This window comes from Longimicrobium sp., from assembly GCA_036389795.1.
In the GTDB taxonomy this organism is placed as follows: Bacteria; Gemmatimonadota; Gemmatimonadetes; order Longimicrobiales; family Longimicrobiaceae; genus Longimicrobium.
Genome location: DASVWD010000064.1, coordinates 1 through 18,031 on the forward strand (window position 1 = coordinate 1; position 18,031 = coordinate 18,031).

The window sequence follows — 18,031 nt, forward strand, 5'->3', positions numbered from 1 at the left end:
CTCTCGCCTGCCGGAGGCTGCCGGAAGGACAAACTGAGACGCGGAGCGGGGGGGAAATGGCCCGGGCCGTGCAGCCCTTCCACGCGGGCGGCCTTCCCGGCCGCAGGTCCCGCTCCCCCGCTCCCGCGTTCCCCGATGCGCACGCCGCGACGCTCGCTCTGGATGGTGCTCGGCGCCCTCGCCGCGGCGGGGTGCGGCGGGGGGGCGGAGGCGCCTCCGCCGTGCCCGGCGCCCCGGGTGGCGCAGGAGGGGTGGCAGGGCGTCGAGCGGCAGCCCCTCTCCTTCCGCCTCCCCCCGGGGTTCCGCGAGCTGGACGTGGTCTCCACCGACCAGTGGAGCCGCCGCTACGAGGCGGCCGAAGGGCCCGCGTACGTGCACTTCGACTACGGCGCGTACGCCAGCGCGCTCCGCATCCTCCCGGCCGGGCTCGAGGTGCGCGCGCGCTGCCGCGAGACCATCGGCGGGGTCGAGGCCGAGGTGATGACGGGCCGGTGGGAGCGCCCGAACGCCGCGGGCAACCGCTACGCCGCGGCCGCCACCTGGGCCGACGTCCCGCCCGGCGCCCGGCTCACGGTGTGGGCCGAGGCGCCCGACCGCGAGGAGGCCGAGGCGCTCCTGGCCGCCCTGCGCACCGTCCGCTTCGCCCCGCCGCCCGCCCCCTGAGCCCGCCCGGCCCCCGCGCCGTTGCAGCCTTCCCGCTCCGCCCCGCGCCCCGCCGGACCGCACTCTGTCCTGATGCGTCCCACTTTGTGACGGGGCACTTCCGCCGCGGAAGGAATTCGGCAAACCTCTGATCGCACGCACCGCGCTCCCCGCGCGGCTACGGTCGCAAATCGTCCAACGGCAACAACTTCGGTTCCGGACCGCCACGACGGCCCGGGCGTACGCACCCGTGTAAACAAATGTTTACATAGTGCACCGGCTCGCCCTCGCCCTCCCGTCGCCTCCGCCCCGCAGGCCCCGTTGCGCGCCGCAGCGCCCGCCAGCCGCCACGCGGTCCGTGGCATCCCGTTCTCCCACCCTCGAGGAGCGTCATGAAAGCCACACCCTTCCGACGAGCGGCGCGCCTGCTGCTGGCCGCGGCCGCGCTCGCGGCCTGCGACTCCGGCTCGAAGTCGGGGACGCAGCCGCCGCCCGAACCGATCAACCCCGGCACCCCGCTGCGGCTCCGCTACAACCTGTACCGGGTCTACTACCCGTGCTCGGGGCGCGAATGCGACCCCACCGCCGCCAAGCCCTTCATCGTGAACGACCACGACGCGCTCGCGCGCAACGTCTGGAAGAACACGCCGGGGTGCAACGTCGACGTGCAGCGCATGGGCGCCGACTTCGCCACCTACGGCGTCCGCGACCTGCGCAGCTCCTCCAACCCCACGTACCGGATCACCAGGATCATCGTGGCGCTGAGCAACCGCTCCGACCTGGCAGACCAGAGCCTGGAGTTGCAGGCGCTCTACTACAACAACCAGCCGCAGATCTTCTCCCCGCCGGGCCCGAACCACGTGTGGCTGGTCCGCGGTCCCGTGCTCTACAAGATCCGCCCCGGCGTGTCGGACGATCAGGTGCAGGAAGTGGCCGGGGTGACCCTGGCCCAGGCGCACGCCGTGTTCATCAACGGGCGCATCCTGGAAATGTCGAGCACCAAGCCGACCGTCCTGGGCCACGAGTTCGGGCACCTGATGGAGCTGACGCACGTGAACGAGGAAGGCAACCTGATGGCCGACCCGAACTTCTTCACCGGCAACGTCCTCCGTCCCGACCAGTGCAGCTTCGCGCGGCAGCAGGGCCCCGTGCTGGGGACGGCGATCCCGTGACCAGAGAAAACCCTTTCCCGGAGACCACGATGTATCCCGACCGATCCACCCGGCCCCTGGCGGGGAGGGCGCGCCTGGCGGCGCTGGCGGCCGCCGCCGCGCTCCTCCTGGCGGCGCGTCCGGCGGCGGCCCAGGCCCCGATCCCCGCGACGATCACCAAGGAGTGGGTGGTCGAGGAGCGGCTGCGGAGCGCCGAGCAGGCGTACGACCGCTTCGACGAGGTGAAGGGCCGCCCCGACTTCGCCCGGGCGCTGATGGCGGTGGCCGAGGACGCCCGCCAGCCGTACCTGAACCGCTCCAACGCGCTGCTGGTGCTGGGTGCCACGCAGCAGGAGGAGGCGTTCCGCTTCCTGGAGCGCTTCTTCGACGCCCTGGGGCCCGCCGACCCGCTGCGCCTGACCAACCTGTACGCCCTGGGCTCCACCCGCGCGCCCTCGCCCGGCGTGCTGCAGCGCCTGCAGCGGGCGCTGGAGCGCGGCGACGAGGAGGAGAGCCTGATGGCGGCCCACTCGCTGGGCCGCACCCGCTCCGAGCAGGCGCGCTCGATCCTGTCCGCCCGCCGCCGCGCCGAGGGGCGCCCCGCGGTGCGCGAGGAGATCCAGCGGGCGCTGGAAGCGATGGAAAGGAGCCGGCCGTGAGCCGCACCGCCAACCCTCAACGGAACTTCGCCATGAAGCTCGCAACGATCTTCGCCGGGGCGCTCCTGGCCGCCTTCGCCGCCACGGGCGGCGCGGCGGCGCAGTCGCGCGCCGAAGGCCTGGCCCCGCGCGCCGAGGTGGACCCGGCGTTCGCCGTGGGGCTCGAGGTCCACAAGCTGGCCGAGATGCTCCGCCACGGCGCCGTCGACGCCCGCCTCTTCCCCAACAGCGGGCTGGAGACGCAGGCCCGCCAGCTCGCCGAGGCGGCCGCCCGCCGCCGGCGCCCCCGCCCGCGCCCCGAGCTGGGGCCCGCCTGGGACCTGCAGATCCAGGTGACCGACGTGAAGCCCGAGGGCGCCGAGCGCCTGGCGGCCACCGCGCGCGTCTTCCTGGCCACCGCCGAGGGCGAGTCGGCCCCCGTGCGGCTCTTCTTCCGCCGCACCGCCGACGGGTGGGTGCTGGACCGGCACGAGGGGCTCGCCGCGCGCATCGCCGCGCTCACCGCGGAACTCGGGCGCGGAGGTGCGCGATGAGCGCCCTCGCCCGCCGCGCCGCCCTGGGCGCCCTGGCCGCGCTGGGGGCGTCGCTCGCCCCCGCCGCGGCGCGCCCGGCCGCCGCGCAGACCTTCCTGGCCACCCGGGCCATCGACGAGCGCATCTGCAGCAGCTTCCTGGGGATCAGCAGCTGCCGCGACGTGGAGACCGACCGGGTGCACCAGACCTTCACGCAGAACAAGCTGGGCACGCCCATGTTCGCCGAGACCTGGGCGACCGCCACCCACTGCACCAGCGTGGACTCCGAGCAGGAGTGCCAGCGCTCGGTGTCGGTGGGGAGCGACCCGAAGTGGAACCGCCTGATCTGGGGGCGGAGCAACTCGTTCGTGCACGGCTACGGCAGCTACGGCGCGGGGGTGGGGCAGTTCAACGGCCCCCGCGGGGTGGACATCACCCGCAGCGACGGCGAGTGGCACGTGGCGTTCGTGGCCGACGCCTACAACAACCGCGTCGTGGTGCTGGGGCTGGGCTCCTCCTGCCAGTGCGTGCGCTGGCTGGGGACCCTCGACGGCGCCGAGTCGGGGATCCGGCTGAGCTCGCCGCACGACGTGGCGTGGGACCCGGCCGTCACCTGGTCGATGGCCGACGACCGGCTCTTCATCGCCGACACCGGCAACGACCGCATCGTGGTCTACCAGGTGGGGCTGAACCCGGCCGGGGGGACGATGTCGAAGAGCTACCTGGGCTCCTTCGGCGCCTCGGGCGCGGGGAGCGGGCAGATGAGCGAGCCGCGCGGGATCGCGGTGCGCTCCTTCAGCTCGCTCTACGCCGACGTCTACGTCTCCGACACGGGGAATCGGCGGGTGTCGCTGTGGTACTACGACACCAGCGTCTCCTCGGTCCCCGCCTCCAGCCCCTACCCGGCGCGCAATTCGGCGCCGATTGACGGGGCGGAGCTGCAGGGGATCAGCCGCGACGCGTACGGCGACCTGGTGGTGGCCGACCGCGGCCGCGACGTGCTGGTGAAGCTGTCGTCGTACTCGCTCTCGCCCCTGGAGGAGTACGGGCAGGGGTGGACGTGGAGCGTCGGCTCGTTCAACGACCCCACCGACACCGAGGTGGTCTACCGCTACACCAGCGACTCGTACGGGCAGATCGTGTCGCGCGGCCTCCCGTACGCGCAGACCACCGAGCGCTGGAGCCCCTCCACCGGCGGGCAGATGCACCGGCTGGGGGCCAGCGTGCGCAACCTGGCGGCGGCCGTCAACGAGGCGGCCAGCCCGAAGGACGCCACCTTCTCGTTCCTGTTCACGGGGACGGGGAGCTACCGCGTGCTGCTGAAGCGCGGCAGCACCGTGGTGCGCGACTTCGGCGAGACCTACGTCTCGGCGGGGTGGATGTCGGTCTACTGGAACGGGCGCGAGGCCAACGGCACCGTGTCGCCCGCGGGGACCTACACGGTCCAGGTGCAGCACCGGAGCGGCTACACCTACGACGACTCCGACCCGCCGCTGGTGGCGCAGACCTCGTTCGCGTTCGGCTTCCTGGTGAGCGCGCAGGCGCCCGGGTACGTGAGCTCCGCCGGCACCCACTACCTGTACGGGAGCGCCTCGTCCGACGCCACCGCGTGGGTGTGGGAGCGGATGGACACCTACTACAACTCCGGGTACTCCAGCGGCTGGTTCGACTGGGACTACCAGCAGAACAGCTCGGCGACGATCTACCCGCTCTCGGGCGAGGACATGGGGATCGACTGGCGGGTGAGCGCCACGCGCACCTCCAGCGGCGAGCGCGCTTCGGGCTACGCCAGCACCTACGTGGCCGGGACCTACGGCGGCTACTGCGACATTCCGCCCTGCGTGGTCGAGCCGATGCTGAGGGAGGGCCCGGCCGACTCGGCGCGCACGGTGTCGGTGCCGGTGCGCGGGAAGGTGGTGCTGGGCGTGCTGGACCCGCTGCGCGGCCCCGGCGCCGCGCCCGAGCAGCCCACGCGCGAGGGCGGCCACTTCGGCGCGGGCGCCTGGATCGGGCGGGCCACGGCCAGGGGCCCGCAGGTGGTGCAGCTCTACTCGCTGGCCGGCAAGCACGAGGCGCGCGGCGGCGGGTGGCCGAACGCGCTGGCCGGCCGCCAGGGCGAGGCGGTGCAGGAGAACGAGCGGCGCCCCGGCCGCATCGGCGCGCGGGCGGCGTTCCGGCGGTTGGACGCGGGGGGCGAGGGGCGCGAGAGCTACGCGGTGCGGCTCCAGGCGCGCGCTCCCGCGGGCGGCGCGGCGCTCCTGGAGAAGGACGGGGCGGCCGGCGGCGCGCTCGCCGGGCTGGCGCTCGACCCCGACCTGGGGGCCGTGCCGCACGACGACCGGCTGGGAGTGGACGCCCAGACCGGGCTGGTGTGGGTGGCCGACCCCGACAGCGGGGCGGTGGGCTACGTGCTCACCGACCTGCCGCAGGGGGCGCGCGCCTCGGTCCGCCAGTTCTCGACGGAGCGGCAGACGCGCTGGCTGGACCCGCCCTCCGACAGCGCGGCGTACGCGGAGCTCGCGGCGGGCGAGGACCGGCTGACCGGCCGGCCGGGCGACGTGCGCTTCGTGATCGCGCTGTCGGGGCTGGCCCTGGAGCGCGAGGCGGTGGTGGGGCTGGTGGTGCTGCGCGCCCGCTCGCTCGACGAGCTGCGCGAGCAGGCGGCGCGGGTGCCGCGCACCGGGATGGTGAGCGCGGCCGCCGCGAGCCGGAGGAGCGGGATCGACCGCTTCCGGCTGGCGCAGGCCCCACCCGAGCCGGGCGCGGGCCCCGGGGTGCGCTCGATCTCGCCCTCCGAGGTCCCGGCGCTCCTGAGCCGCGAGGGGGCCGAGGCCGCCCCGGCGGCGCCGGCGCTGCGCGACCTGGTGCGGCGGCACGGGATCACCGCGCTGGCCTTCGCGGTCCCCGACGGCGAGCCGGTGCGGGTGCAGGTGAAGGTCTACGACGCCCGCGGCCGGCTGGTGCGGAGGCTGGTGGACGAGACGCACGAGCCCGGCGCGTACCGCGTGCAGTGGGACGGCGCGGACGAGCGCGGCGCGAAGGCCGCGCCGGGGGTCTACGTGGCGGTGATGGAGGCCCCGGGCTTCCGCGCCACCACCCGCCTGGTGGTGGTCCCGTGAGGGCCGCGGCACTGGTCGGCGGCGTGCTCCTCCTCGCTTCGGCGGGGAGGGCACGCGCCCAGGAGGGCGCGGCCGCCTCGACCTTCCCGTTCGAGGCGTGGAACGCGCGCACCGCGGCGCTGGGCGGCGCGGGGACGGCGCTCTTGGGAATGGAGGCGAGCCCGCTCAACCCGGCCGCCGCGGCCGGGGCGCGGGGGACGCAGCTCTCGCGGCACCTGGCCCCCTCGGACGCGGAGGACACGCACGTGTCGGTCGCGCACGGGGGGCGCTGGGGGACGCTGGAGCTCACCTTCCGCCGGCGCGACTGGGGGAAGGTGGCCGAGGACCTGGGGCTGGACGACCTGGGCGCCGGCGAGCAGGCCGTGGGGCTGGGCTACTCGCTGGCCCTGGCGGGCGGGCGGGTGGCGGTGGGCGCGTCGGCCGCGCGGCTGGACACCGACTACCTGGGCGCCCGCTCCTCGGGGTGGGCGCTTGACGCCGGGGCCCAGGCGTCGCTGGGCCGGGGCGTGCGTGCGGGCGCGGCGCTCGTCCACGCGGGGCGCATGGAGGGCGGCGAGGGGGAGGAGGTCCGCCTCCCCACGCAGGTGCGCACCGGGCTGGCGTGGGCGGGGCGGGCGCGCGGCGCGGGGCTGGCCGCCGCGGCCGACGTGGCGCTCCCCACCACGGGCGGCGGCGGGGCCGACCTGCACGCCGGGGTGGAGGCGGCGTTCGACGCGGGGCCGGTGCGGCTGGCAGGGCGCGGCGGGTGGCGCTCCCTGGCCAACCCGTACGGCGATGGGGGCGCCGAGCGCAGCTGGTCGCTCGGCGCGGGGGCGGAGGTGGCCGGCGTCAGGCTGGACCTGGCGCAGGCGCTGGGAGGAACGCTCGGCGACGAGACGTTCCTGACGCTCTCGGTGCGCTGGTAGGACCGGGCGCACCCCCACCCTCCGGCGCGGGCGCGGCGAGGTCCGCCGCGCCCGCGCCGGGGACCGCCGTCCCCTGCGATGTCTTTCGAACTACATGCGGGCGTCCGCTCCGGCGGCCGCCCCGGGACCGGCGCGCGGCTGCCGCGCGCCGCGCGGCTCGGCGCCGTGCTCCTGGCCGTGGGCGGCTGCCTGTCCACCCCCGGCGCGCCCGCGCCGTCCGGCGGAGCGGCGAACTCCGTCCGTTCGGCGGATTCCTCCGGTAAATCGGTGGATTCCGTCCGCACGGCAGCGTCCGCCGGTGGAGCGGTGAATTCCGTCCGTTCGGAGGGTCGATCGGTGGATTCCGTCCGCACGGCAGCGTCCGCCGGTGGAGCGGTGGATTCCGTCCGTTCGGCGGATTCCTCCGGTCGATCGGTGGATTCCGTCCGCACGGCAGCGTCCGCCGGTGGAGCGGTGGATTCCGTCCGGGTGGCGGGCGCCGTCCCTGGACCCGCCGGACCCGTCCGCGGACCGGTGGATTCCGTGCGGACGACGGTGATCCCGGCGATCGGGATCACCGCGGGCGCCGCGGCGGCGTTCCCGTCCGCGGCGCTTCCCTTCCTTCCCTCGCTCCCCGTCTCGTCCGTCCCCGGGACGGCGGGCGGGGACACGGTGCCGGCGGGCTCGCGTCCGCCGTCGCCCGGCGTGGCGCTCCCGTTCCCGGCGGGGCCGGCGCCCGCGTTCCTGGCCACGCCGTGGTCGCCGGCTCCGGTCGGGGCGCCCGGGCCGCTCGCGGCGCGGGCGGACACGGCGCGCGCCGGGGTGCTGGACCTGGGGCGGTACGGCGAGCTGGCGGTGGGGCTGCGCGGGCGGGCGACGCTGGGCGGCGCGTGGCGGCGGGTGGAGCCGTGCAGCGGCCTGGTGTCGCTGCGCTGCGACGCGCCGGCGGTCCCCACGCTGGAGCCCGACGTGAACGTGGCCGCGGTGGCGCGCGGGACGCTCTTCGGCCGCGTGCGGGTGGACGTGGACTACGACCCCGCGCGCGGGTTCGACGCCACCAACAACCTGCGCCTCTCGTACGAGGGGCGCGCGGGCGAGGCGCTGCGCAGGGTGGACGCGGGGGTGGTGTCGCTGGCGCCGCCCGCGTCGCGCTTCCTGGGCGCGGGCGCCCCCGCGGCGGGGATCGGCGTGCTGGCCACGGGGAGCGCCGGGCCGGCCGAGGTCCAGGCGCTCTTCTCGCGGCGCACCGCGAGCGTGTCGCGGCGCGAGTTCCGGCGCGCCCTGGGCAGTGGCGGCGTGGCCGAGGAGCACCGCGGCGCGCTAGACGACGCCGGCTACGCCGCGGGGCAGTTCTTCTTCCTCTTCGACCCCGCCGCCCTGCGCGGCCACCCGCACCTGGACGTGCGCGCCCTCACCGCGCGCGACGCCCCGGCGGCGCTCGTCCCCCGCGCCGGGGTGCAGCTCTTCCGCTACGCGGGGACCCAGCCCGCGCCCGACGGCTCCACCGTCCTCCTGCGCGCCGCCCCGGCCGACCCGGCGCGCGCCGCCGAGGCGGTGGCCGGCCCCTTCCGCCTCCTGGCCCCGGGGGTCGACTACCACCTGCACCCCAGCGGCGCCTGGCTGGCGCTGCGCACCCCGCTGGGCGACGAGGAGGCGCTCGCCGTGGCGTACGTGAGCGCGGACGGGACGCCGGTGGGCGACCCCGCGCCGGGCCCGCTCGGGGTGCGCGAGGCGCGGCTCCTGCGCGGGCCGCGCGCGGCGCACCGGCCCGGGGCCTCCACCTGGCCGCTGGAGATGCGCCACGTCTACCTCCTCTCCACCGCCGACGAGGTGGAGCCCGCCTCGGTGCGGATCGTGATCTCGCGCGGCGAGCCGGGCGGCGGCGACCTCTCGCGCCCCCACCCGGCCGGCGGCGCGGCGGTGCCGTACCTGCGCCTCTTCGGGCTCGACGAGGCCGCCCCCGCAGACGCCGTGGACCCCGCGCGCCTCTACCGCCCGGCGCGCGAGGAGGTGGACCCGGTGCTGCGCGGCACCTGGCTGGTGTTCCCCACGCTGCGCCCCTTCGCCGAGCCCCCGGCCGTCCCCTCGGCCCGGCTCACCGCCGGGCAGGCGGCCGCCGCGCTGGGCGAGGCGGCCAACCCGGCCCTGTACGAGGCGGCGGACCTGCGCGAGCGGCAGGCGGCCGCGCGCTTCCGCCTCACCACCGCGTACCGCGCCGGCGGGGGCGGCGCCCGCGCGCAGGCCGTCTTCCCGCTGGGCGCGGCCATGGTGCAGGAGGGGAGCGAGCGCGTCTTCCTGGGCGGGCGGCAGCTGCGGCGGGGGGTCGACTACGAGATCCTCTACGACGTGGGCGAGGTGCACCTGCGCGACCCCGGCGCCCTGGCGGCGCTCGGCCCCGACTCGGAGCTGCGCGTCACCTTCCAGGAGCGCACCCTCTTCCCCGAGAGCCCCACCTGGGCGGCGGGGCTGCGCGCCCGCGTCCCCCTGGGCGGGGCGGGCGAGCTCTCGCTCCTGGGCGTGTCGCAGCGCGAGAGCTCGCCGCTGGCGCGCCCGCCGCTGGGCGCCGAGCCGGCCGGGCTCTTCTTCGGCGGGGCGGCGCTCGCGGCCGCGTGGGGGGCGCCCTGGCTCACCCGCATGCTCGCCGCGCTCCCCGGCGCGCGCGGCGGCGAGCGCTCCGAGGTGCGCCTCTCGGGCGAGGTGGCGGTCTCGGCCCCCACCGGCGCGGGCATGGACGCGGCGTACCTGGACGACTTCGAGGACGCGGGGGAGATCCCGGTCCCCGTGCAGCGGCAGTCGTGGCGGCTGGGGAGCGCCCCGGCCGACCCGCCCGCGGGGGGCGCCCCCGGTTTTCCCGCCGCCTTCGACGCCTCCACGGCCGGGCGGCTGGTGTGGCAGCACGACGTGCGCGAGGCGGGGGGGCGCGCCACCAGCGGCGTGCGCACCGCCGAGGTGGACACCCTGCTCCGGGTGACGCAGGGGGGGCGCACCTCCGGGGTGCTGCACCTCTCGCTCGAGCCCCGCGCCCCCGGCCCGGCGTGGCGCTCGGTCACCGCCGTGCTGAGCCCCACCGGGCGCGACCTGCGCGACCACGCCTTCCTGGAGTTCTACGCCCGCGGCGGCGCCCCCGGCCAGGCGCTGGTGGTGGAGCTGGGGACGGTGAGCGAGGACGCGCTGGCGCTGGGTGAAGACGGGAGCCCGCGGGGCGCCGGGGTGCTGGACCGCGAGTGGGACCCTGCGGCCGAGGCGTGGACCCCCGCCCACGACGAGCGGGGGATGTGGGGCGAGGAGTGCCGCGCCGCCCCCGGCGAGTCGTACCCGCTGGGCGACCCGCTCGCCAACTGCGCCCGGGGGAACGGGGCGCAGGACACCGAGGACCTGAACGGCAACGGAGTGCTCGACACCGCCGAGCGGGTCGCGCGCTACGTGGTGGCGCTGGGCGGGGGCTCGCCGTACCTGGTGCGCGACACCGCCGAGACGGGGACCTCGTTCCGCCTCTACCGCGTCCCCCTGCGGGGCGGCGCGGGCGACGACCTGCGCGCGGTGGCGCACCTGCGGCTCACGCTCGCGGGCGAGGGCCCGGCGCGGCTCTCGCTGGCGCGGCCGCGGCTCACGGGGTCGCAGTGGCAGAAGCGCTCCGCCGCCGGGGTGGCGCGCGGGCTGGCGGGCGCCGACACCGCGGCCTCCGGGCGGCTGGAGGTCGACCACGTGAGCCGGCTCGCGGCGGGCGACGGCTACGTCTCGCCGCCGGGGATCGGCGACCGGCTGCAGGACGCGCGGGGCGGCGCCGCCGCGCTCGGCGGGGCCGAGTTCAACGAGAAGTCGCTCCGGCTGCGCTACGCCGGGGTGGGCCCGGGCGACCGGGCCGAGGCGCACCTCCCCCTCCCGCAGGCGCCGCGCAGCTTCCTGGCGTACCGCGAGCTGCGCTTCTGGGCGCTGGCCCGCCGCGGGCGCTGGGGCGAGGGCGGCGAGCGGCTGGTGGTGCGCGCGGGCAACGGCGACGGCGACCACTACCTGTACCGCGTCGCCCTGGCCCCCGTGGGCGCGCCCCGCTCCGCGGCCGACTGGGGGGCCGAGGTGGTGGTGGAGCTGGCGCGCTGGCAGGCGCTGCGCGCCGAGGCCGAGGCCCGCCTGCAGGAGCGCGCACCCGGCGCGCGGGGGCCGCTGGTGGTGTGGGACGCCGACAGCGCCTACGCCGTGGTCCTCACCGAGCGCGGGCGGGCCCCCAACCTGGCCGCCGTGCGCGAGGTGTCGCTGGCGGTGTGGAACGGCGGCGCCCTCCCCGCCGACGGCGAGGTGTGGGTCGACGACCTGCGCCTGGCCGGGGCCGAGCGCCGGGCCGGCGCGGCCGCGCACGCCACCCTGTCGGTGGTGGGCGGAGGGCTCCTGCGGGGCGAGGTGTCGTACACCCGGCAGGACGGCTACTTCCGCGCGCCGGGCGGCGGCCCCTCGTACCGGAGCGACGCGGCGCTCACGCTGGACGCCACGCTGGAGCTGGGGGCCCTGGCGCCGCGGGGGTGGGGGCTCCGGGCCCCGCTGCGCGTGCGCCACTCCGGCGCCGGCTCCGAGCCCGTCTTCCTGGACGGCACCGACCTCCCCGCGGCGGGGCTGCAGGGCGTGCGCCGGCCCGGGCAGAAGAGCACCGACGTGCGCCTGGAGGTGCGCCGCGAGCTCCCCGGCCGCTCCGGGCTGGCCCGCGCCCTCCTGGACCCGCTGGCGCTGCGCGTGGAGTACTCCTCGGCCGAGACCGGGACGGCGTACCAGTCGTCGCGGCGCTCGGCGCTGGCGGCGTGGCTGGGGTACGAGCTGCACCCCCGGCAGCGCTCGCTGGCGCTCCTCCCCGGCGGGGTGCTGGGCGCGGCGCCGCTCCGGCTCACCTGGACCCCCGCCACCGTCTCGCTCACCCACGAGCTGCTGGACGCGCGCGACGAGCAGGTCCGCTACCCCGGCCCGCTGGGGAGCGCGGCCGACACGCTCGCCCGGCCGCTGGCCAGCCGCGGCAGCCGGCTGGTGCAGCAGCTCCTGGTGGGGTTCCAGCCGTTCCCCGCGCTCTCGGCCGACGTGGCGCTCCGCTCCACGCGCGACCTGCTGGCGCCGGGGCGCGACACGGCGGCCGTCCCGGCCGAGGGCGGCGCGCAAGCCCCGGCGGCGCGGCTGGGCGCGGGGCGCGAGGCGGAGCGCTCGGTGGCCACGCAGCTCGCCTGGACGCCGCGCCCCGCCGCGTGGCTCTCGGGCGACGTGCAGGTGAAGGGCGCCTTCGACCTGGCCGAGGACCCGGAGGCGTTCCCCGGGGCCGCCCCCGACTCGGCGGAGCGGCTGCGTAGCTTCGGCGCGCGGCGCGAGACGGCGGCGCGCCTGCGCGTGGACCCCGGCGCGCTGGCGCGCCTGCTGGCGCCCGCCGGCGACTCGGCCGGCGGGGCGGGGGCGCTCGGGTGGCTGCTGGGGGCGCTGGGGCCGCTCGAGGTGGGGTGGGGGAACACGCTGCAGTCGCGCTTCGAGCGGGTGGGCTCGGCCGCGCCGCTCCCGTACCAGCTCGGGTGGGGGGGCGCGGGCGGCTTCCTCCGCGCGGGCGCCGACTCCGCCTCGTCGGCGTCGTCGGCGGGGACGTGGAGCGCGCGGGGGCGGCTGGACCTCGCCGGGACGCTGGGGGTGGGGGTGGCGTTCGACGAGCGGCGCACCGAGGTGTTCGGGGCGCGGAGCGGCCGCGTGGAGCGGGAGCGGAGCTGGCCCGACGTGTCGCTGGAGTGGAGCGCGGCGCGCGTCCCGGCGGCGCTGGGCGGCGTGCTGCGCTCGGCGTCCTTCTCGGCCGGGTACCGCCGGCGCGAGCTGCGGCGCGACGACGACGCGGGCGGGGTGGCGCAGGGCTCGTCCGGCGGGGCGGCGCCGCTGCGGGCCTCGCTGGTGTGGGCGGGGGGGATCACCACCACCTACCAGGGGGAGTGGAGCGCGCAGACGGCGGCCGCGCCGGCCGCGCGGATGGAGAGCCGCGGGGCCGACCACACGCTCACGCTCGGGGGCTCGGTCCCGCTCCCCCGCTCGCTCCTGCGGGGGCGCACGCTCGCGCCGCTCACCCTGTCGCTGGCGCTGCGCTCCTCGGAGCGGTGGGAGTGCCGCCTCACCCCCGAGGCGCCGGCGTGCACGGGCGCCAGCGCGTTCAGCCGCACGCTGGACCGGGGCGCGCGCTTCCAGGCGGACACGCGCGCCGCGGGGGTCACCTTCGGCCTGAGCGCCGACTACGGCGAGCGCCGCAGCCGCACCACCGAGCTCACCGGCCTGCGCCAGCTGCAGGTGGGCCTCTTCGCCGAGTTCGCCTGGGGAAGCGGCGCCGGGGGCGCGCCCGCGACCCTTCCGCAGCCGGCCCTTCCTCCTCCGCCCGCCGTCCCGGAGAGGTGATGCCAGATTGCCGAGCATTGTTCTGGTCCCGAACAGATTGGATGCTTTATCAGAAAGCTGTACCCGAACGATGCTCTGCAAAGTGGTATGAGCCCCGATCCGGGGGAAATCAACAGGGCCCACGCTGAAACGCAGAGACACGGGGCACCGGGAACGCCGAGGGTGCTCCGTGTCTCTCGTGCGATCAGGACACCGCTTGGCGAGCTTCGCGCGCCGACGAAAGTCTCGACCCGCGGCACGAGGAGCAGTATCGTGGCTTCGTCCGGGCCGGGCGGTCCGCACCGGTGCGCGGCGCCATCCCGGTCGGAATCGACGCATGCCGTCCGGCGGCCCTGAACCAGCGGAGGACACGTGGATACTGCGCCCGGCTACACGGTCGACGCCCTGCTCGCCGACGCGAGCGAGACGGTGCGGCAGACGTACGGCCGCCTGCTCATCGCGCTCCGCGGCTTCGGCGAGGTGGCGGAAGACGCGAAGAAGACCTCGATCCACCTCGCGCCCGGCCCGGAAGGCCCCGCCTTCGCCGGCGTGCACCCGCGGAAGAGCGCGCTGCTGCTGAACGTCCGCAGCGCCGCCGCCATCGACGGCCCGCGCATCCGCAAGACGGAGCAGGTCTCGCGCAACCGCTTCCACAACGAGCTGCTCCTCGCCACGCCCGACGACGTCGACGCCGAGCTCGTCGGGTGGCTCCGCGACGCGTACCAGCTCGCCGCGGCGAAGCGGTAGCCCGCCGGCGCAGACGAAGACGAGCGGGCGGGGGCGTGGACGATCCACGCCCCCGCTTGCCTTCGGGGATGCCTCAGGCGTCTTCGGGCGGGGTCTGCCGCTTCCCCCAGTCGGTGAGGGCGGCGACGGCGAAGGTGAGCCCGGTGAGGCCCAGGAAGAAGTTGCGCGCGCCCCGGTGCCGCGCGAACCCCAGCGCCCACGGCATCGCCGGCAGCGCCATCCCGGAGACCGCCTCGGCGATGCCGTGCGTGCGGAACGGCACCATCCGCCGGGCGGAGAGCGGGTAGTCGGTGACCGCCGAGAGCCCCAGGTAGCTCCCCGCCAGGCCGTACGCCAGCGTGGCGGCCCGCGCCGGGAAGCCCAGCAGCGTGGGCGCGGCGGCGGTGGCGAGCACGGTGGCGTAGTCGATCATTCCGTGGATGCGGGGGGTGATGGGCTTCTGCATTTCGCTCCTCCTTCGGTTGAATGGGGGCGCGGGGGAGAGCAAGAGGCGGGCCGGAAGCGCGTCAGGTGTTTGATCGTAAGTCGATGTAAAACAGACACTTGGGTGGTTTTGCGAGTCGCGGGCCGAGGAGCCCGGCTACCGGCGGGCCGATCCTCTTCGTCATGGAGTCAGACACGCAGCCCCCGGGGCGTTTCCCGCCTCGGGGGCCGCGGCGTTCACCGAACGGCGGCGGGCGTTCAGTGGACGTTCACAGCCGCCGGCCGGGTGCGCCGGGGAAATCGCCATCTCCTTCTCCGGCAACCAGATCGGCGCTGGCCCGGCGCCTGCCCCGCGGGAAGCGTGGTTACCGCCGGTCCTGCCGATCCCGTTCGATGCGAAGGTGCGTATGCGACGCGTGCTCGTCGTTCTCTGGGTCCTGCTGGCGCTCCTCTCGCTCGGGGACCGCTTCCACGTGGCCGTCGCCGCCGGCACGATGCCTTCGGACCAGGTGGTGCGGCAGACGACGCCGTACTACCTGGGCGGGCTCGTGGCTCCCTCGGCGGCGGAGGTCGGGGCCCGGTGCGGCTGGGGGATCGCGTCGGTCGAGACCCGCTTCTCGCCGGCCAACGTGCTCGTCACCGTCGCCACCGCGGGGATCTACTCCCCACGCACCCTCGTCGTCCGGTGCGCGGCGGCTCCCCGGGGCGGCCCGGAGCCGGGGTGGCGGTGGCGCTCGGCGGGCGGCCCGGCCACCGTGACGGCGCTGGGCGACTACACCGCGTATTCGGACGACGGCATCGCCTGGCGACTCGGCGACGGCATCAGCGGCGAGGGGTACGCCGACCAGAGCGTGCTGGTCCGGAGCGGCGCCACGATGGGCGACGGGTGGGTGGAGGCGTCCACCAGTCACGCGGACGACGGCGGGCTGGTGCTGCGCTTCCAGGACAACGCCAACTACTACCTCCTCGCCATCCGCGACGACGCCGGCCCCGAGCCGCGCGGCGCCGAGAACCTCGCGGTCTACCGGCGCGACGGCGGCCGCTTCCGCGAGCTGTGGACCGCCGACGTCGCGTGGCCGCGCGGCGAGCGGCGGACGGTGCGCTTCGAGGCCGAGGGGAGCCTGCTGAACGTCTACCTCGACGGCGAGCTCGTCGGCTCCGTCGTCGACTCCGCGCCGCTGCCGGCCGGCGGCTTCGGCCTGCGGCACTACGGCGGGTCGCAGGAGTGGACCACCCGCTTCGACGCCTTCCGCTGGCGGGCGAGGTAGACGAGGCCGGGAGGCGGGCGCGGGTGTCGCATTCGGGAGGCTCCCTGTTAGGATGAGCGCTCCCCAGGCACCCGGACCCACCCTTCCAGGCCCACGGTGATGGATCACCAGGACGACGCGGGGACCACCGACAGGACGCAAAGCACGGGCTTCGATCCGGCGTCTCCGGGCCGCGAGGCCGCCCCGAGCCACCCCGTCTGGAGGCGGGTGGGCGAGTTCCGCCGCCGCTTCGGCCTGCGCATCCCTATCCTGGAGGCGCCCATGGCCGGCGCCTGTCCCCCCGGGCGGGCGGCGGCCGTCGCCCGCTCGGGCGGAATGGGGGCGCTGGGGGCGCTCCTGATGCCGCCGGAGGAGATCGGCGAGTGGGTCGACTCGTTCCGCTCCCTCGGCGGCGGCCCGCTCCAGGTCAACCTCTGGATCCCCGACCCGGCGCCCGTGCGCGACCCGGAGGCGGAAGCGGCCGTCGCGCGTTTCCTGGAGCGGTGGGGCCCGCCCGTGCCGCCCGGCGCCGGCGACCTGCGCCCGCCGGACTTCGAGGCCCAGTGCGAGGCGCTGCTGGCGGCGCGGCCCACCGCCGTCTCCTCGATCATGGGCCTGTACCCGGCCGCTTTCGTGGACCGCCTCAAGGCGGCGGGGATCGCGTACTTCGCCACCGTGACCACCGTGGCCGAGGCGCGGGAGGCCGCCTCGGCCGGGGCCGACGCGCTGGTGGTGCAGGGGATGGAAGCGGGGGGCCACCGCGGCGCGTTCGACGCGCGAATGGCCGAGCGCGCGCTCGTCGGCCTGTTCGCGCTCCTCCCCCGCGTCGCCGACTCGGTGGACGTGCCGCTCGTGGCGGCCGGGGGGATCGGGGACGGCCGCACGATCGCCGCCGCCCTCCAGCTCGGCGCGAGCGCGGCCAGCATCGGCACGGCGCTGCTCCGCTGTCCCGAGTCGGGCCTGCCCCCCGCGTGGGGCGCGGCGCTCGCGGAGCTCGACCCCGAGGCCACCATGCTCACCCGCGCGTTCTCGGGCCGGCTGGGCCGCGCGGTCGCGACGGAGTACGTGCGCGCCGCCGCGGCGCCCGACGCCCCGCCGCCGGCGCCCTATCCCGTGCAGCGGGGGCTCACCGCCGCCATGCGCGCCGACGCGGTGCGCCGCGGCGACCCGGGCGCGATGCAGATGTGGGCGGGGCAGGGAGCGGCCCTGGCGCGCCCCGAGCCGGCCGCCGACCTCCTGTCGCGCATCTGGCGCGATGCGCGTGCGCTGCTCCCGCCCGAGACGCCGCCGGCCGCATGACCGCCTACTACATCGCGCTCCTCCGGGTGCACGACCGCGAGACGTACGAGCGGTACGTCGCGGACGTGCTTCCGCTCATCCTCCGGCACGGCGGCCGGGTGCTCGCGGCCGACTACGCGCCCCGGTGGCTGGAAGGTCCCCGCGACGCCGACCGCGTCGTGCTGCTCGCCTTCGAGGACCCCGACTCGGCCCGGCGGCTCTTCGAGTCGGCGGAGTACCAGTCGCTCGCCGAGAACCGCAGGCGCGCATCGGAAAGCTCGGTGCTCTGCGTCCAGGGACTGGACCCGGGCGCGGATCGGTAGCGTCCGGGACGGTCGGTCTTGCCGTCATTCCGAGGCCCGGCCACACCGGACCGGCATCCGCACGGATCTTTGCAGGGCCGAAGAATCTTCTCACCCTGGCGGGACGCGACCCGGCTGCGCGCCGCCGGCCCCGACGCCTTCACCGACGGCTACGCGCTCGTCCTCTTCACCCGCGACGCCCGCGGCCGCGCCGGCGCCTTCACCGTCGCCACCCCGCGCGTGCTGGGCGTGCGCTTCGAGCGGCGGCCGTGAGAGACTGCCGGGGTCGCCGGGCGGTTGGAAACCGCGGCAACAACTACACGAAGTCCGCCTTCGCGGACTTGCGGGCTGCGCCCGCGCGCTTCGCGCCCCCGAGCCAGCTTCCCCGCGCCGAACCCGCGTCCACGCCGAAGGAGCCCGCGAAGGCGGGCTTTGCGCCGTTGCCGCGGCTTCAGCCGCCCGGCGTGGGGCCGTTCTCTACGAGGCGGTGTCGTCCGAAGCCCCCCGATCTGCCATCCTTCCCGGTAAGTGATTGGTGCGCACAACGATCCGGGAGACCGTGGCCCCTGGTTTGCGTCTTCCCGATCCGCTCTTCCCCCGCGAACCGCGCTCCCCGCGATTCACGAGCTTTGAGCCCCACCCCCGGCGGTGCAGTCGGCTTCCGGGGGATTCGCGTGAAACGGAGAAACTCTTTCGTT

The 18,031-nt window shown here is 76.7% G+C and carries 13 protein-coding genes; 12 read left to right on the top strand and 1 reads right to left on the bottom strand.

The window, feature by feature from the left end:
• Nucleotides 1-135 precede the first annotated feature (135 nt).
• The 8 genes from VF746_07990 to VF746_08025 all read left to right on the top strand — a co-directional run bounded on the left by VF746_07990 (nucleotide 136) and on the right by VF746_08025 (nucleotide 14,083).
• Nucleotides 136-663, top strand: coding sequence for a hypothetical protein (locus VF746_07990; protein ID HEX8692341.1), 528 nt, complete (start codon nucleotides 136-138; stop codon nucleotides 661-663).
• A 371-nt stretch (nucleotides 664-1,034) separates the two neighbouring features.
• A complete protein-coding gene (locus VF746_07995) occupies nucleotides 1,035-1,814 on the top strand; it encodes a hypothetical protein (GenBank protein ID HEX8692342.1) in 780 nt (259 codons plus the stop codon).
• A 29-nt stretch (nucleotides 1,815-1,843) separates the two neighbouring features.
• On the top strand, nucleotides 1,844-2,452 hold the full coding sequence (locus tag VF746_08000) for a hypothetical protein (GenBank protein ID HEX8692343.1): 609 nt from the start codon (nucleotides 1,844-1,846) through the stop codon (nucleotides 2,450-2,452).
• A 32-nt stretch (nucleotides 2,453-2,484) separates the two neighbouring features.
• Nucleotides 2,485-2,985 carry a hypothetical protein gene (locus tag VF746_08005; GenBank protein ID HEX8692344.1) on the top strand — a complete coding sequence of 167 codons (501 nt, stop codon included), beginning with the start codon at nucleotides 2,485-2,487 and terminating at the stop codon, nucleotides 2,983-2,985.
• Nucleotides 2,982-6,083: a FlgD immunoglobulin-like domain containing protein gene (locus VF746_08010; GenBank protein HEX8692345.1), complete on the top strand. Its 3,102-nt coding sequence runs from the start codon at nucleotides 2,982-2,984 to the stop codon at nucleotides 6,081-6,083. The genes VF746_08005 and VF746_08010 overlap by 4 nt, the downstream gene beginning before the upstream one ends.
• Entirely contained in the window at nucleotides 6,080-6,988 is a 909-nt protein-coding gene (locus VF746_08015; protein HEX8692346.1) for a hypothetical protein, read from the top strand. The genes VF746_08010 and VF746_08015 overlap by 4 nt, the downstream gene beginning before the upstream one ends.
• Before the next feature lie 522 nt (nucleotides 6,989-7,510).
• The gene (locus tag VF746_08020) at nucleotides 7,511-13,357 is read left to right on the top strand and encodes a hypothetical protein (protein HEX8692347.1); all 5,847 of its coding nucleotides are present in this window, start codon (nucleotides 7,511-7,513) and stop codon (nucleotides 13,355-13,357) included.
• A 351-nt stretch (nucleotides 13,358-13,708) separates the two neighbouring features.
• Nucleotides 13,709-14,083, top strand: a complete 375-nt coding sequence (locus VF746_08025; GenBank protein HEX8692348.1) for a DUF5655 domain-containing protein — start codon at nucleotides 13,709-13,711, stop codon at nucleotides 14,081-14,083.
• 73 nt (nucleotides 14,084-14,156) lie between these two features.
• Here VF746_08025 and VF746_08030 read toward each other — a convergent pair whose 3' ends face one another.
• The gene (locus VF746_08030) at nucleotides 14,157-14,528 is read right to left on the bottom strand and encodes a hypothetical protein (GenBank protein ID HEX8692349.1); all 372 of its coding nucleotides are present in this window, start codon (nucleotides 14,526-14,528) and stop codon (nucleotides 14,157-14,159) included.
• A gap of 385 nt (nucleotides 14,529-14,913) precedes the next feature.
• Between VF746_08030 and VF746_08035 the strand changes: the two genes are divergently transcribed.
• From VF746_08035 to VF746_08050, 4 genes are all read left to right on the top strand, one after another.
• Nucleotides 14,914-15,774 (top strand): hypothetical protein, encoded by an 861-nt coding sequence (locus tag VF746_08035; GenBank protein ID HEX8692350.1) that lies wholly within the window; start codon nucleotides 14,914-14,916, stop codon nucleotides 15,772-15,774.
• A 99-nt stretch (nucleotides 15,775-15,873) separates the two neighbouring features.
• Nucleotides 15,874-17,052, top strand: a complete 1,179-nt coding sequence (locus tag VF746_08040; GenBank protein HEX8692351.1) for a nitronate monooxygenase — start codon at nucleotides 15,874-15,876, stop codon at nucleotides 17,050-17,052.
• Entirely contained in the window at nucleotides 17,049-17,354 is a 306-nt protein-coding gene (locus tag VF746_08045) for a DUF1330 domain-containing protein (protein HEX8692352.1), read from the top strand. The genes VF746_08040 and VF746_08045 overlap by 4 nt, the downstream gene beginning before the upstream one ends.
• A gap of 69 nt (nucleotides 17,355-17,423) precedes the next feature.
• Complete coding sequence (locus VF746_08050; protein HEX8692353.1) at nucleotides 17,424-17,606, top strand: hypothetical protein; 183 nt, start codon at nucleotides 17,424-17,426, stop codon at nucleotides 17,604-17,606.
• The last annotated feature ends 425 nt before the right edge of the window (nucleotides 17,607-18,031 follow it).